We start from the raw sequence: 15,411 nt of genomic DNA on the forward strand, positions 1-15,411 counted from the left end.
GGGGGGAATCGACATGCTTAGTTCGTGGTGGGCCTTGAAATGGCGGGAGATGAAGGCCAGTAAGCACTCCTATATTTTGCTGGCCCCTTATATGATTTTGTTCATGCTGTTTACGGTGCTGCCGGTCCTCATCTCCATCGTGCTCAGTTTTACCTATTTCAACATGCTGGAGTTTCCCCGGTTCGTCGGGTGGGACAATTATACCCGGTTGTTCCTGGAGGACGATATATTTCTGACCGCGATGAAAAATACTCTGCTGTTTGCGGCGGTCACCGGACCGGTCAGCTACTTGGCCTGCTTTATCTTTGCCTGGATCATCAATGAACTCGGTCCGAAGATGCGGGCGTTCATGACGCTGGTCTTTTACGCGCCTTCGATATCCGGGAACGTGTATTTTATCTGGCTGATCATTTTTTCGGGAGACCGGTACGGCATCGTCAACGGGTTTCTGATCAAACTCGGCCTGATTTTGGAGCCGATTCAATGGCTCAAGACGGAAAGCTACATCATGCCGATCATCATTCTCGTTCAGCTTTGGCTCAGCTTGGGGACCGGGTTTCTGGCGTTTATCGCCGGGCTGCAGACGGTCGACAAAACGCTGTACGAAGCCGGCGCCGTGGACGGCATCCGCAACCGCTGGCAGGAATTGTGGTTCATCACGCTGCCGTCCATGCGGCCACAGTTGATGTTCGGAGCGGTCATCCAGTTGACCACCTCGTTTGCCGTCGCCGACGTGTCGATTGCGCTGGCCGGGTTTCCGAGCGTCAATTACGCGGCCGAAACGATCGTCACTCACCTGATCGACTACGGGACGACGCGGTTCGAGATGGGCTTTGCTTCGGCGATCGCCACCGTCCTGTTCGTCCTGATGGTCGGCACGAACCTGATCGTCCAGAAACTTTTGCACAAGGTGGGTGAGTAAACGTGAAGGCTGAAACAACAACCAGGATGCCCGGCACCGGACTGGGGAACGACGGCGGACGTCCCGTGAAGCTCAAGCTGAAGCTCCGCGCCGGAAAAAAACGGGTAAACCGTTCGTTCGCCGGCACCTTTTTTCTATTCCTGATGCTGGCGGCGTTCGGCGCGTTCATGGCGCTCCCGCTTGTGTACGCGATCAACAACGCGTTCAAACCGCTGGATGAAATCTTTCTGTTTCCGCCGACGCTGTTTGTCCGCAATCCGACATGGAACAATTTCCTGGATCTGATGAACCTGCTCGGCCAATCGTGGGTCCCGTTCTCCCGCTACATCTTCAATACGGTGTTTATTACGGGGATGGGGATCGTCGGCCATGTCATTCTGGCGTCGGCGGCGGCTTATCCGCTGGCGAAGCACAAGTTCCCGGGCAAGTCGCTGCTGTTCACGACGGTCGTACTGTCGCTCATGTTTACGCCGGTCGTGACGCAGACGCCGAACTATATGATCCTGTCCTGGCTCGGCATGGTCGATACGTATTGGGCGGTCATTATTCCGGCTTTCGCCTACTCGCTCGGGCTTTACCTGATGAAACAGTTCATGGAGCAGATTCCGGACGCGCTGCTGGAGGCGGCGAAGATCGACGGGGCCAGCGAGTACCGCATCTTCTGGTCGATCGTGATGCCGAACGTCAAGCCGGCCTGGCTGACGCTGATCATTCTGCTCTTCCAGATGCTGTGGGGAAGCGACGGGAACGGGTTTATCTACAGCGAGCAGCTCAAGACGCTTCATTACGCGGCCAATCAGATCATTCTGGGCGGGATTGCCCGGGCCGGGGCTGGGGCGGCGGTAGCCCTTATCCTCATGAGCGTTCCGATCACGCTGTTCCTGTTCTCGCAAAGCCGGATTATCGAAACCATGGCCACTTCGGGCATGAAAGACTAGGAGGGAGCCCATGACAGCAAAAAAATGGATCGTTTCGGCCCTCATCGCGGCACTCCTGCTTCCTTCCGGCGAGATTTACGGTTCGTCGCCCCAAGCGGCGGACTTCGCTTCCCCGGCGGCGCCGGCGTCCGAACCCGCTCCGGCACCGTATGAGAGCTACAACTACAATTACTGGGAGGAAGCGACGCCGATGCCGGCCGCCTATCTGCCGGGCCGGTCGATTACCGGCAAGGAGCTGGGCGTCGGCGATTTCGTGGAGCCGGCGGATCTGCATATTTCGGAATCCGGGCTGCTGTACGTGCTGGATTCCGGCAACCAGCGGATCGTGCGGATCGACGGAGATCTGAATGAGGCCGAGGTGATTTCCTCCTTCGACAATGAAGGCAAGCCGGACGGATTCGCCAATCCGTCGGGGATTTTCACGGACGCCGAGGAACGGATTTACGTGGCGGACACGGATCACCGGCGTGTCGTGGTGCTGAGTCCCGAAGGGAAGCTGATCCGCATCATTCAAAATCCGCAGTCGGAGGTGCTGCCGCAGGGATTCCAATTCGTACCGCTCAAGGTGACGGTCGATGAAGCGGGTCGGGTATTTGTGGTCGCCCGCGGGGTCTACGAAGGCATTATGCAATTCGACGAGCAAGGGGATTTCATCGGATATATCGGAACGATCAAGGTGAAACGCAATTATATCGATTATTTCTGGCGGCTGGTCTCCACGAAGGCGCAGATGGCGCAGATGGCGCTATTTATCCCGACCGAGTTTTCCAATCTGGATATCGATCACAAAGGCTTTGTTTACGCGACCAATATCGACGTCGGATCGAAGGAGCCGATCAAGCGCCTGAACCCGTCCGGCGAGGACGTGCTGAAGCGGTTCGGCTATTACGACGTGGCCGGGGATATCTATTATCGCAGGACGACCGGCCCTTCCAAATTCGTGGACATCAAAGTGCTGGGCGACGGGATGTACAGTGCGCTGGATTCGACGCAGGGGCGGGTGTTCACGTATGACGAAAACGGCAACCTGCTCTACATCTACGGAGGACGCGGCAATCAGCTCGGCCTGTTCAAGACGCCGGTCGCCGTCGAGCGGATGGGGGAGCGCCAGTTTGTCCTGGATCGGGGAAAAGGAAGCGTCGTGATGTTCGAACCGACGGAGTTCGGCCTGAACGTCAACGCCGCGGTCCGCCTGCATTACCGGGGAGAGGATGCCGAGGCGGAAGCCTACTGGAACCGGGTGCTCGAATTGAACGGCAATTATGACATCGCGTATATCGGAATCGGCAAGGCCCGGCTGATGCGCAAACAGAACAAGGAAGCGCTCGAGTATTTCAAACTCGGGATGGACCGCAAAAATTATTCGGTCGCCTATAAAAGGTACCGCAGAGAGGTTATGAAGGAGCATTTCGGCACGGTGATGTCAGTGCTGCTCACGGCCGCGCTGGCCTTTGCCGCATACAGGATCGCGAGACGCTGGAAGCAAAGGGGGAAAAGAGGCCATGAAGCAGGACTATCTTAAATTTCCGCTCCATGTGATCGTTCATCCGTTCGACGGATTTTGGGATATGAAATACGAACAAAAAGGGAGGCTGCGCGTGGCTCTGGCCATTGTGGCGTTGCTGATCCTGGCGATGATCGTGCAGAAGCAGTTTTCCGGGTTTCTCGTCAACTTTAACGATCCCCGGCGGATGAACAGCCTTAGCGAGATCGTTTTCGTTCTTTTTCCGTTTTTCTTATGGTGTACCGCCAACTGGTCGGTGACGACGCTCATGGGCGGGGAGGGCAAGTTCAGGGATATCGTGATGGCGACCTCGTATGCGCTCGTTCCGATGGTGCTGATCTATCCGCCGATGACGCTCGCGAGCCGGTTTATGGTGCAGGAGGAGACGGCCTTCTACTATCTGCTGAATACGGTGGCCGCCCTTTGGTTCCTCGGGCTGTTGTTCGTCGGAATCATGACCGTGCACCAGTACACCCCTTCCAAAACGGTGTTGACGATGATCCTGACGGTTATTGTGATGGGGATTATCGTCTTTTTGGGCACGCTCATCTTCAGCATGCTGCAGCAAATCTATGAATTCATCGCAAACATCTACCGAGAGCTCATATTTAGGGTGTAGGGGGCGGAAGACGTGAAAAAAAGAAAACGGACGATAACGCTGCTCGCCTGTGCCGTCATTTTGGCAATCGCCGGGGGATTTCTGCTCTTGAACCAGGGGGCGCCCGCTGCCGACCCCGCCGATTACAAGCCGGCGCCGGTGGCGCCCGAGGCCGGCAAGGAGCTGCGCGCGCTCCCGGATGCCGGGTCCGGCGGCGTTCCGGGCATGACCCTGGTGGCCGAAAACGAAGCGCTGGCCCTGTATTATAACGAGCAGACGGCCGAGGTCGCCGCCAAAGACCGCAAGAGCGGGGAAGTCTGGTACAGCAATCCGGCGGGGCGCAATGAGGACGCGATCGCGTCCCCGTTCGAAAAAGAGGTGATGTCCTCCCAGTTCGCCGTCTCGTTTCGCGATGAAATCGGCACTCTGGAGACGTACTGGAGTTATCCCTGGAGCGTGGTCAACCGGAATTTTACGGCGGAAAGCCTGGAGAACGGTCTCCGGGTGACGTACACCTTGGGGGATGTCTCGCTGGGCATCGACGCGCTGCCGAAACGGATTACCAAGGCCCGGCTGGAGGAGAAGGTGCTCAGCAAGCTGGACGAAACGCTGGCCGCTTATGTCGAGGCCCGCTATTATCCGGTCAAGAACGGTGCGGATTTGCTGGAACGGTTGGATGAGCAGGTGAAGAAACCGCTCGTCCTGAAAAAAATGCTGGCCGCCTTCGAGGAGGCCGGGTATACGGCGGAGGACCTAGCCGCGGACAATGAGGCGAGCGGGACAGCCGCCGGGGGCGGCGCGCAAAAGCCGAAGTTTAGCGTGCCGCTGGAGTATCGGCTGGACGGCGACGCTCTCGTCGTGACGGTGCCGCTGGCCCGGGTGACGGAGAGCGAGAAGCACCGGATCAGCAGCATCGACCTGCTGCGCTTCTTCGGCGCGGCGGGCACGAAAGACGACGGCTATATGCTGGTTCCCGACGGGAGCGGCGCTCTGATCCGGCTCAATAATGGGAAAATCAAAGAGGAGCAATACGTCCAGCGGGTGTACGGCGACGATCCGAACGATAACAGCGTGAGCCGGGGGCAAGTGACCCGGAAGGCGGCCATGCCGGTGTACGGTATGAAAGCCGGAGATACGGGGTGGTTTGCGGTGATCGAGGAAGGCGACGCAATCGCCAGCGTCGCCGCGGACGTCAGCGGCAAGCAAAATGCCTACAACTACGTGTTCAGCCGCTTTAGCGTGCGCGGCGAAGACGAACTGGAACTTTATACGGGCGATCAAATTCAGGAAATTCAGCTGCTGAGCGACGAGCTCTACCGGGGAAACCTGACGGTGCGCTACCGGTTCCTGACCGGAGCGGACGCCAGCTATTCGGGGATGGCCCGGATGTACCGGGAGCAGTTGGCGAAGGACGGCAAGCTCCGTCCGCTTGAAGAAGGCGGGAACCTGCCTTTTTACGTGGATGTGCTCGGCAGCATCGATAAACAAAAATCGTTCCTGGGCATCCCTTATGATGCGGTCGTGCCGATGACGAGCTTCGCGGAGGCGGGGAACATGGCGCAGGCGCTCGCGGAGGAGGGCGTCGCCAATGTGCGGATGCGCTACCTCGGCTGGTTCGGCAAGGGGATGCATCATCGGCCGCCGGTCAAGGCGCAGCCGGACCGCGGGCTTGGCGGGAGCGCCGGCCTGAAGAAATTGGCCGCTCAGCTTGCAGAACAAGGCGGAGCCCTCTATCCCGATGTGGCGTTCCAGTACGTGTACCGGGACGACGGGCATTTCAATCCGTCGGCGGACGCGGCCCGGTTCGTGACCCGGGAAATCGCGGAGCTGCATCCTTATGACCGGAACCTGAACCGGCAGGATATGTATTACGGGACGTATTATCTTTTGTCCCCCGCGAAGCTGCCTTATTACGTAGATAAATTCGCCGACAGTTACGGCAAATACGGCGTGAGCAGGTTGTCGCTGCGCGATCTCGGCGGCGTTCTGAGTTCGGATTACCGGGTGCAGCGGGTCGTGTTCCGCGAGGAAGCCAAGGGAATCGTAACGGAGCGGCTGGGAGTCCTGCGCGAGGCGTTTCCGGACCTGATGGTTTCGGACGCCAACGCCTACAGCTGGCCCTATGCGAAGCACGTGATCGACGTTCCGGTTGCAAGCAGCCGGTTCAGCTTGACGGATGAGGAGGTTCCTTTTTATCAAATGGTCATTCACGGGTATCTCGATTATGCCGGAGCGGTGTTGAATCTGGCCGATGAGCAGAACCTGCGCAAACAGCTGCTGAAATCCGTGGAGTACGGAACGGCGCCGCACTTTCTGTGGTCCGCCGAGCCGACGCCAACGCTGAAGTTCACGCGGTTTGACGGGATGTTCTCGGTGGAGTCCGAGGCCTGGCGGGATGAGGCCGTTAAATTCTACCGGGAGGCAAGCGAGGTGCTCGGCCCGCTGCGCAGCCGTCCGATCCTGGAGCATGTCCGGCATGCGGCGGGCGTGGTGGAAGTGAAATACGAAGGCGGCGCCTCCATCCTGATCAACTATACGGACCGGCCGGTGACCGTGAACGGGATGACCGTGGAAGCGCAGGATTTTACCGCAGGGGGTGACGAGGGGTGAAACCGAAAATATCGATATCTTTAACGCAAAAACGTTCCCTGCTCGGTCTTTTGTTTATCGCCCCATGGCTGATCGGTTTTCTGTTCCTGTTTGCGGGACCGCTGGCTCAGTCGATCCGCTTCAGCTTCAGCAAGCTGATGGTCTCGCCGCAGGGCTATGAGCTGCAAAACGTCGGCTGGAGTAATTTCCACGACGCGCTGTTCGTCGACGCCAACTTCAACCGGATTCTGACGGAATCGGTGGGGGGCATGGCGGTGGACGTGCCGCTGATCCTCTTTTTCAGCCTGTTCTCGGCCGTGCTGCTTAATCAGAAATTTCGTGGAAGGGGTCTGGCGCGGGCGATTTTTTTCCTGCCCGTCATCCTGGCATCCGGGGCGATCGCGGCCGCCGAGAGTTCGGGGCTGATCAATCTCGTCGGAAACAGCGAGGTGGCGGAGCAGCTGGGGCAGGCTTCCTCCCAGTTTAATGTCCGTTCCATGGTGATGATTTTGTCGCAGGCGGGCTTCCCGATCGGCTTTATCGACTACATCGTGGAAGCGGTCATGCGCATTTATGAAATCATCAGCAACTCGGGCGTGCAGATTCTGATCTTTCTGGCGGCGCTGCAGTCGGTGCCCGGGAACCTGTACGAGGTGGCCAAAATCGAGGGGGCCACGGCCTACGAGACGTTCTGGAAAGTGACGTTCCCGATGGTCAGCCCCTTGATTCTGACGAACATCATCTACACGATTATCGATTCTTTCGCGGACAGCCCGGTGACGCAAATGATTTATGAGACGGCGTTCAAGACGCAGAATTTCGGACTGAGCGCCGCGATGGCTTGGCTGTATACGATCGTGGTCAGCCTGCTGCTCGTCGTCATGGGCTACATCGTGGCGCGAAAAACGTTCTACCACAACTAGGAAGGGGGCAGGGGCATGGCGTCGAACCTGAAACTGGCGGATCGATCTCATCTCAAGATTCTGAAAAATCTGCAAGATCTGAATGATGTGACGAATCATAACCGTCTTAACCGCGTGAAAAACAAGTCGCTGGAAGGGCTATGGTCCGTTTGCCGTTTTTTGCTCATTATCGGAATTACGTTTGTGATCCTTTATCCGCTTCTGATGAAGTTCTCGGTCGCGTTCAAGGCGAAGGAGGACATCTATAACCCGACGATATATATGATTCCGGTGCACGTTACCCTGGACAATTTCAAGCTGGGGCTGGATCTGCTGGATTACTGGCCGCTGCTGCTGAATACGATGCTCTACGTGTTCGTGACGATGGTGCTGACGACGATGTCGACCGCGCTGGCGGGCTATGGTTTCGCCCGGTTTCAATTCCCGGGCAGCAACCTCCTGTTCGGTCTCGTGGTGTTGACGATCCTGATCCCGATGAGCACGCTCATGGTGCCGATGTATCTGCACTTCAGAAACTTCGATGTGCTGGGACTGGTCCAGTTGTTCACGGGGAAGGAGGGCGTCAACCTCCTGAACAGCTTCTGGCCGTCCGTCATTACGTCGGCCACGGCGACGGGGCTCAAAGCGGGATTGTTCATCTATATCTTCCGCCAGTTTTTCCGGGGTCTGCCGAAGGAGATCGAGGAAGCGGCGCTGATCGACGGGGCCGGCGGCATCAAAACCTTCTTCACGATCATGCTGCCGAACGCGATTCCGCCCTTGATCACCGTGATGCTGTTCTCGTTCGTGTGGCAGTATAACGATACGTTCTATACCTCGCTGTTTATGAGCGAGAGCGCTCTGATGCCGCTGAAGGTCGCCTCGCTGCCGGCGGATGCGAGCCAGTTCCTGCCCACTTTGATGGGCCTGGATGCGTCGGCGAAGGCGGACCCGAATCATGTGGCGCTCATCGTGGACACCGGTATCCTGCTGGCGATCCTGCCGCTGATCGTGCTGTATCTGTTCGTGCAGCGGCATTTTGTGGAGAGCGTGGAGCGGACCGGGGTCGTGGGTTAGCGAAAATATGCCAAATGGAAGCGGGGGATGGCCGGTGGAACAACTGCGCAAGGCGAATGAGGAAGAAGCGAAGAAGGGACATGAGGGCGGGGAACAGGAGGGCAGGGAGCAAGTGAGCGGGGAACTAAAGAGCGTGGAACAAGAGAGCAGGGGGCAAGAGGGCAGGGAGCAAGTAAGCGGGGAACACGTGAGCGTGGAACATGAGAGCAAGGAGCAAGAGGGCAGGGAGCAAGAGAGCAGGGAACAAGAGAGCGGGGAGCAAGAGAGCGGGGAACACGAGAGCAGGGGGCAAGTGAACGGGGAACTAGAGAGCAGGGAACAAGTGAGCAACAAACAAGCAAACAAGGAGTTGCAAGAGCCGGAACATGGCGAGAAGGTGGCGAAAGATCCCAAGTTTCAGGTGGAGCCGGTGCTGGTCCACCCGGCCGCCTCGCCGGAGGCGCGGGGATTGATGCGGTATCTATGCAGCATTTACGGGCGGAGCATGCTGACCGGACAGCAGATCGGCGTCCTGTCGACGCCGGAGCTGGACTTGATCCATGAGGTGACCGGCCGTTATCCGGCGGTGGCCGGTTTCGACTTCATGAATTACTCCCCGTCCCGCGTGGAACGGGGGGTGACTTGCCGGGATACGGACCTGGCGATCGACTGGTGGAAAAACCGCTGCGGAATCGTGACCTTTTGCTGGCATTGGAACGCGCCGAAGGATTTGATCGATCTGCCGCCGGACCGGACGTGGGGCAGCGGATTTTACACGAAGGCGACGACCTTCGATGTGAAGAAGGCGATGGCGGATACAGGTTCGGAGGAGTACCGGTTGATCCTGCGGGATATCGACGCCATCGCGGTAGAACTGAAGCGGCTGGCGGATGCGCGGGTTCCGGTGCTGTGGCGTCCCCTGCATGAAGCGTCGGGCGGCTGGTTCTGGTGGGGAGCCAAGGGGCCGGAGCCATGCATCGCGTTATGGAAGCTGATGTATCACCGGCTGACTTACGAGCATGGGTTGAACCATCTGATTTGGGTATGGAACGGGCAGCATGCCGACTGGTATCCGGGTGACGAGTTCGTCGACATCATGGGTGAAGACATTTATGCGCCTGTCCGGGATTATTCTTCCCAGCAGGAGCGTTTTAGGACCGCAGAATCTTACACACGGACTTCCAAAATCATAGCGCTGTCGGAAAACGGCGTCGTTCCCGATCCGGACCGGATGGCCGAGGACGGAACGCCGTGGGCTTGGAACTGTACCTGGTACGGTACGTTCGTGTACCGGGAGGAGGAGGACGGCAGGCTCGCGTACTCGGAAGAGTACACCGAGCTGGAGCAACTGCGGAAGACGTACCGCCATCCCCGGACGATCACGCTGGAGGAACTGCCGGACTGGGAGGAGTGGATGAAGAAGAGGGAATGAAGGAGGAATGGGTGAAAGAGGACGAGATAGCGAGGGAATGACGGGTTTGTGCCCCCGGTGTAGCTTGACCTCCGTTCGACTTTAATTGATATAATTAAAGGAAATCTCTCCATTACTAGAAAAGGGGAAGGTCTAGGACGGAATGAACATGAAACCGGAGGAAGCGCGTCAACTTCATTATGACAACTGGATTCTGATGGAAGAAGACGAGAAAGTAAAATGGCTAAAATCGCTCGAAGGCTGGAACGGGCATGCTTTTCGTTTGACATCGGTCGAAACCTTTGAGCGTAATGGCAGAAAATGGAGTACCGGCGTATTCGATCTGAACGGCAGCGAGTTTATCTTCGTACCCGGCGGCCCGGTTACCCTGGGATGGGATCGATTGGATGAACACGACGCGGACTTGGGCATCGCCGCCGCGATTGAGGAAGAACTGGAGGTGGCCGGAGTTCCGCAGGAGGCCGAAGCGTATTTGCGGAGTGTTTTTTCACCGCGCCGGGAAGTGCGGATTTCTCCGATGCTGGTGGAACGAAACGTCGCTTTGATCGAAAGTGAGAACGGCGGGCTGGTCAACTACTTTGAGGTGATCCAACGGTTCGAACGGTCGGGGTTCTCGCTTCCTGACGAGGAGGAGTGGGAGTATTTGTGCGGTGGAGGTACGCCCCGGATTTTCGGCGATCATATCGACCGGGAGCTATTGGCGGACATTTGCCGGGGAAAGCGATATTACTACACCGCGAACCTGGAGAAACCCAACGCCTTCGGATTGTACATCGCGTACGACCCCTATATTTGCGAACTCGTCGATTCGCCGATCCGCGCCAAAGGCGGGGATGGAGGGGGAGCGGCGCATGGGGGATACTATATTTTAGGCGTGCTGCCCTTGTCTCCACATCACAGGGATGAATCCTTTGAAGAACTGATGATGTGCGACGAAGGCGATTTCGATTGCGATGTGTATGCGAGACGGATCGTCAGGTTGGGATAGGCGATGAGTCCGTTGGAGAGTAGCGAGAGTAAGGGAGTAAAGTGAGGAACAAGGGTAAAAAGTAAAAAGTAAATAGTAAATAGTAAATAGCGTAACGAGGGCAGGTCAGGGGAATTAACAGGAAAAAGTCCCGCTAATTTGGGCGATTTGGCTTCGCATCCACAATTAGCTGGAAAACCTCCAGCTAATCCGCGCGACCAACGTTAAATTGGCGCTTTAGGCCGGAAATAGCGGGAGAAATTCCCGCTAAATTGCGTCACAGGGGGAGAACGAACATAATTAACGGGAGAAAATCCCGTTAATCATGATTGAGGTCCACTAAACTCTCCCTTTTCCGCACTCGAAGCCCGCCACCCCGATCCATTCCTTCCTTTAGCAGGCTGGAATTTGCGGGGATGAGGCGATGATTCCGCTGAAGTGGCTGAACGGGCTGAAGCCGCCGAGCCAACTCAAGCAAGCAAGCTAGCTAGCTAGCTCAACAAACTCAACAAACTCAACAAACTCAACAAACTCAACAAACTCAACAAACCATTCCAACCACTCCAACCACCCCACCAAACCAATCAACCCAATCAACCCAATCAACCCAAGCCGAAAAAGATGCTAAAATGCAGGAATTTTCAGCCAGTTTAACGAGCGAATGTGAAAAAGATGCAAATATGCAGGAATTTCAACGGATTTACGCCGGGGATGAGCTATTCGCGCCAAAAGCCTGCAGATTTGCAGGTATTTTTAATTTTCGGCCCAATCCGCGCCAAAAGCCTGCAGATTTGCAGGCTTTTTAAAGTCCGGGCCCCACGCACGCCTTTACCAAACGCTACGCGGTAAAGGCCAAGCGCCGAAAAGGCTGCCGGTTCAAGTCAGGTTCTCGTTAGAACCCGTATGAATCGGCAGCCTTTTGAAGTGGCGCGTCAGGCGCGCTGCTGGCTTTACGCTTCCATCTTCTGCGCCGTGTACAGCCGGTAGTAGAGGCCGCGGCGGGCGATGAGCTCGTCGTGCGAACCGCTTTCCGCGATGCCTTTGTCCGAGACGTACATGATGCGGTCGCAGTTTTTGACCGTGGACAGCCGGTGCGCGATGATGAACGACGTGCGCCCTTTCAGCAGCTCGTTCAGGCCTTGCTGCAGCAGGCGCTCGGTCTTCGCGTCGATCGACGAGGTGGCTTCGTCCAGGATGAGGATCCGCGGGTCGGCCAACAGCGTGCGCGCAAACGAGATGAGCTGTCGCTGCCCCTGGGACAGCTTGGAGCCGCGCTCGTTGACTTCCGTCTGATAGCCCTGCTCGAACTCGCGGATGAACTCGTCGGCGCAGACCGTCTTCGCGGCGGCGATCACTTCCTCCTCGGTGGCGTCGAGCCGTCCGTAGCGGATATTGTCCATAATCGTGCCGGAGAAAATAAAGCTATCCTGCAGCATGATCCCCATCTGGCTGCGGAGCGATTTCAGCGTCATCTGCGAGATGTCATGGCCGTCGACGAGAATCTGCCCGCCGGTCAGATTGTAGAACCGGGAGATCAGGTTGACGACCGTGGTCTTACCCGCACCGGTCGGACCGACCAGGGCGATGCTTTCGCCGGCTTTGACGTCGAAGGACAGATGCTCCAGGATGTTGTGACCCGGATCGTAGGCGAAGGTGACGTCGTCGAATCGGACATGGCCTTTCACCGGCGGAAGCTCCTTCGCGTTCGGCACATCGCTGACGGTAACCGGTTCATCCAGCGTTTCGAAGATCCGCTCCAGATAGGCCACCGCGTTGATAAAGCTGTTGTACAGGTTCGACAGATTCAGGATCGGCTGCCAAAACCGGGCGGCATAGCTGCTCATGGCGAGAATGACGCCGAAGGTCGCTTCTCCCGGTCCCAGAGCGAGCAGACCGACCAGGAAGATCAGCGCGCTGACAATGGTAGCCAGGTTATCGACCGAAAAAGGAATCAGGGCGTTGAAACGCAGCGCCCGCATCCATTCTTTGCGGAAGTTGGCGGCGAGGCGGGTGAAGATGCCTTCATTTCGCTTTTCCCGGGAAAAGATCTGCGTCACGCCGATCCCGCTGATGCTCTCCTGCAGATACGCGTTCAGGTTCGAGCTCTTGTTGGATACCGCCTGCCATGCCCGGCGCTGCCGGGTTTTGATCATCAGCATGATGCCGAGGAAGACGGGCAACCCCGCCAGCGTAATGAGCGAGAGCCGGACATCGACGGCGAACATGAACGCCGCGATGAAAATCAGGTTCAACATTTCCAGAATAAAGTTGATGATCCCGTTGGACAGCACGTCCGAGACCGAGTTGACATAGTTGACGACCCGGATCAGAATTTTGCCCTGCGGGCGGTCATCGTAATACTTGAAAGGAAGCTGCTGCAAATGCTTGAACAGATCGCTCCGGATTTCAAAAATAATGTCCTGTCCCACGCGGGTCATGATCCGCGAGCGGATCGTCGCCAGGACGACGCTGACGACGATCGTTGCCAGCATCAGCGCGGACCAGCCGAACAAGGGACCGACCGCTTTTTCGGGAATTGTCACGTCGACGACATGCTGCAGGATGAGCGGCGCCGACAGCGCGATGGCCGCGGACAAGGCGCTCAGTAAGAACGCGACGATCATCGGTTTCTTCTGCCGCCTGATGTAGATCATGGCCCGACGGAAGTGCTTGATGTCAAAAGGGGACTCCAGGTTTTCGTCGATATCGAACCTATTCCTTGCCATGGGCGCTCACCTGCCTTCCGATACCTTCGTTCTGCAGCATAAATACTTCGTAATAGTAGCCCCGCTTCGCCAGGAGTTCGGCGTGGGTGCCTTCCTCGATCAGACGGCCGCCGTCCAGGATAAGGATGCGGTCGGCCTGCGCGGTGGTGGACACGCGCTGCGCGATAATGATCTTCGTGCAGGGATGGTCCAGTTCGCGCAGGCTTTGCTGGATGTGCTCCTCGGTTTCGAGATCGACCGCGGAGGTCGTGTCATCCAGGATGAGGATCGGCCGGCGCACCGCCATGGCGCGGGCCAGCGCGATGCGCTGCTTCTGCCCGCCCGACAGGCCGACGCCGCGCTCCCCGACGATCGTGTCATAGCCTTCGGGCATTCGCGTAATAAAGTCATGCGCGGCGGCCAGCCGGGCGTATTTCACCGTGTCCTCCTCCGGCAGATCGGGATCGCCGAAAGCGATGTTTCCGTCGATGGTGTCAGAGAACAGGAGCACGTCCTGCGTCGCCACGCCGATGTTGCCGCGCAGCTCGTCGAGTTCCAGCTTGCGTACGTCCGTACCGTCGACCAGGACACGGCCTTCGGAGACGTCGTAGAAACGCGGGATCAGGTTGATGAGCGTCGTTTTGCCCGATCCCGTCGAGCCCATGATGGCAACGGTTTCACCCGGCTCAACTGTAAAGCTCACATCATCCAGAACTTTCACGTTATCGTATTTGAAGCTGACGTGATCGAACTCGATGCGGCCGTCATAACGCCGTTTATCGATGGCGTTGTGCTCGTTCACGATGTGCGGCCGGGCATAATAGACATCCACAATCTTGCTTAGGCTGGCGAAAAACCGCTGAATATCATTGATGATAATGCCGATGTTGCGCATCGGGTTGGATACGGCCCAAATCAGCGACGAAAAGGCCGCAAACTCGCCGAAAGTGATCCGGCCGTTCATGACGAACAAGCCGCCGACGAGCATAAGGATGACGTTAAACGCTTGTGCAAACGACTCCAGATATGGAAAGTAGTCCAGCCAGACGAGGGCGGCCGCCTTGTTCGCCTTGGCGTAGTTGACGTTCTTCTCGGTGAACTTCTCCACTTCGTAATCCTCGCGGGCGAACGCTTTGACCACCCGGTTGCCGGCGATATTCTCCTGCGTGATCGTGTTCAGTTGGGAGAGCCGTTCGCGCAGATCCACATACATAGGACGAACGCGCTTGGCGAATATGTAGGCTACGATAAAAATCGGCGGCGAAAGAATCAGCAGCCAAAGGGTCAACTCCACATCGATGGAGAAAAAATAAACGACGGCCGCGATAAAGATCGTCAGCGATTCGATAATCGTCTTGATAATCCACGCCATCGAGTGACGCACCATGTCCAGATCGCCTGTCATCTTGGTCATGAGATCGCCGGTCCGGTTGCGGTCGTAGTACTCCATGTCTTGACCCTGAATTTTGTTGTACAAAAAAATGCGGATGCGGTACAGCATATTTTGCGAGGCTTGCTCGTACTGCATCGTCGTCAGATAGGCTAAACCTGTGCGCAGCAGAGTGAAGCCGATCATGCCTAGGCATAGCATAATCAGAAGCCCGCGCTCCTGCGTCAGGTTCTGCATCGCATGTTCACCGGAAATGAACGTATCCACGATGCGCTGGCTGATGTACGGATTGACGATCGTGAGCGACGACCCCACGACCGAGAGGATGAGAGCCAGAATATACCGCGAACGGTCTCCCTCCAGGTTCTGCCACAGCCATTTCAGCTCGAACATGTAATCACCTGTTTC

General features: G+C 57.2%; 11 protein-coding genes. 9 read left to right on the forward strand and 2 right to left on the reverse strand.

Features of this window, described 5'->3' with window-relative positions; translation table 11 throughout:
- Positions 1–13: 13 nt before the first annotated feature.
- The 9 genes from FRY98_RS23155 (at position 14) to FRY98_RS23195 (ending at position 10,929) form a co-directional block, all read left to right on the forward strand.
- Positions 14–922, forward strand: coding sequence for a carbohydrate ABC transporter permease (locus FRY98_RS23155; RefSeq protein WP_148456596.1), 909 nt, complete (start codon positions 14–16; stop codon positions 920–922).
- 143 nt (positions 923–1,065) lie between these two features.
- Positions 1,066–1,860, forward strand: coding sequence for a carbohydrate ABC transporter permease (locus FRY98_RS23160; protein WP_373317747.1), 795 nt, complete (start codon positions 1,066–1,068; stop codon positions 1,858–1,860).
- A 10-nt stretch (positions 1,861–1,870) separates the two neighbouring features.
- A complete protein-coding gene (locus FRY98_RS23165; protein WP_148456598.1) occupies positions 1,871–3,382 on the forward strand; it encodes an NHL repeat-containing protein in 1,512 nt (503 codons plus the stop codon).
- The gene (locus FRY98_RS23170; protein ID WP_148456600.1) at positions 3,363–3,983 is read left to right on the forward strand and encodes a Yip1 family protein; all 621 of its coding nucleotides are present in this window, start codon (positions 3,363–3,365) and stop codon (positions 3,981–3,983) included. The genes FRY98_RS23165 and FRY98_RS23170 overlap by 20 nt, the downstream gene beginning before the upstream one ends.
- A 12-nt stretch (positions 3,984–3,995) precedes the next feature.
- Positions 3,996–6,572: a DUF5696 domain-containing protein gene (locus tag FRY98_RS23175; protein ID WP_148456601.1), complete on the forward strand. Its 2,577-nt coding sequence runs from the start codon at positions 3,996–3,998 to the stop codon at positions 6,570–6,572.
- On the forward strand, positions 6,569–7,474 hold the full coding sequence (locus FRY98_RS23180) for a carbohydrate ABC transporter permease (RefSeq protein ID WP_148456603.1): 906 nt from the start codon (positions 6,569–6,571) through the stop codon (positions 7,472–7,474). Before FRY98_RS23175 ends, FRY98_RS23180 begins: the two co-directional genes overlap by 4 nt.
- Positions 7,475–7,489: 15 nt before the next feature.
- On the forward strand, positions 7,490–8,530 hold the full coding sequence (locus tag FRY98_RS23185) for a carbohydrate ABC transporter permease (RefSeq protein ID WP_211373350.1): 1,041 nt from the start codon (positions 7,490–7,492) through the stop codon (positions 8,528–8,530).
- Between the two features lie 34 nt (positions 8,531–8,564).
- The gene (locus FRY98_RS23190) at positions 8,565–9,941 is read left to right on the forward strand and encodes a glycosyl hydrolase (RefSeq protein ID WP_249043515.1); all 1,377 of its coding nucleotides are present in this window, start codon (positions 8,565–8,567) and stop codon (positions 9,939–9,941) included.
- Positions 9,942–10,083: 142 nt separating this feature from the next.
- The gene (locus tag FRY98_RS23195; RefSeq protein ID WP_148456607.1) at positions 10,084–10,929 is read left to right on the forward strand and encodes a hypothetical protein; all 846 of its coding nucleotides are present in this window, start codon (positions 10,084–10,086) and stop codon (positions 10,927–10,929) included.
- 929 nt (positions 10,930–11,858) lie between these two features.
- On the opposite strand, the gene FRY98_RS23200 is transcribed toward FRY98_RS23195, so the two are convergent.
- Both FRY98_RS23200 and FRY98_RS23205 read right to left on the reverse strand, forming a co-directional pair.
- Complete coding sequence (locus tag FRY98_RS23200; RefSeq protein WP_148456609.1) at positions 11,859–13,634, reverse strand: ABC transporter ATP-binding protein; 1,776 nt, start codon at positions 13,632–13,634, stop codon at positions 11,859–11,861.
- On the reverse strand, positions 13,621–15,396 hold the full coding sequence (locus FRY98_RS23205; protein WP_148456611.1) for an ABC transporter ATP-binding protein: 1,776 nt from the start codon (positions 15,394–15,396) through the stop codon (positions 13,621–13,623). Before FRY98_RS23205 ends, FRY98_RS23200 begins: the two co-directional genes overlap by 14 nt.
- Positions 15,397–15,411 lie beyond the last annotated feature (15 nt).

It is taken from the genome of Paenibacillus faecis (assembly GCF_008084145.1).
GTDB lineage: Bacteria > Bacillota > Bacilli > Paenibacillales > Paenibacillaceae > Fontibacillus > Fontibacillus faecis.

Excerpts from the sequence above, each read along its gene's own strand:
- FRY98_RS23155 (WP_148456596.1), top strand. The coding sequence starts at position 14 with ATGCTTAGTTCGTGGTGGGCCTTGAAATGGCGGGAGATGAAGGCCAGT.
- FRY98_RS23160 (WP_373317747.1), top strand. The coding sequence starts at position 1,066 with ATGCTGGCGGCGTTCGGCGCGTTCATGGCGCTCCCGCTTGTGTACGCG.
- FRY98_RS23165 (WP_148456598.1), top strand. The coding sequence starts at position 1,871 with ATGACAGCAAAAAAATGGATCGTTTCGGCCCTCATCGCGGCACTCCTG.
- FRY98_RS23170 (WP_148456600.1), top strand. The coding sequence starts at position 3,363 with ATGAAGCAGGACTATCTTAAATTTCCGCTCCATGTGATCGTTCATCCG.
- FRY98_RS23185 (WP_211373350.1), top strand. The coding sequence starts at position 7,490 with ATGGCGTCGAACCTGAAACTGGCGGATCGATCTCATCTCAAGATTCTG.
- FRY98_RS23195 (WP_148456607.1), top strand. The coding sequence starts at position 10,084 with ATGAACATGAAACCGGAGGAAGCGCGTCAACTTCATTATGACAACTGG.
- FRY98_RS23200 (WP_148456609.1), bottom strand. The coding sequence starts at position 13,634 with ATGGCAAGGAATAGGTTCGATATCGACGAAAACCTGGAGTCCCCTTTT.
- FRY98_RS23205 (WP_148456611.1), bottom strand. The coding sequence starts at position 15,396 with ATGTTCGAGCTGAAATGGCTGTGGCAGAACCTGGAGGGAGACCGTTCG.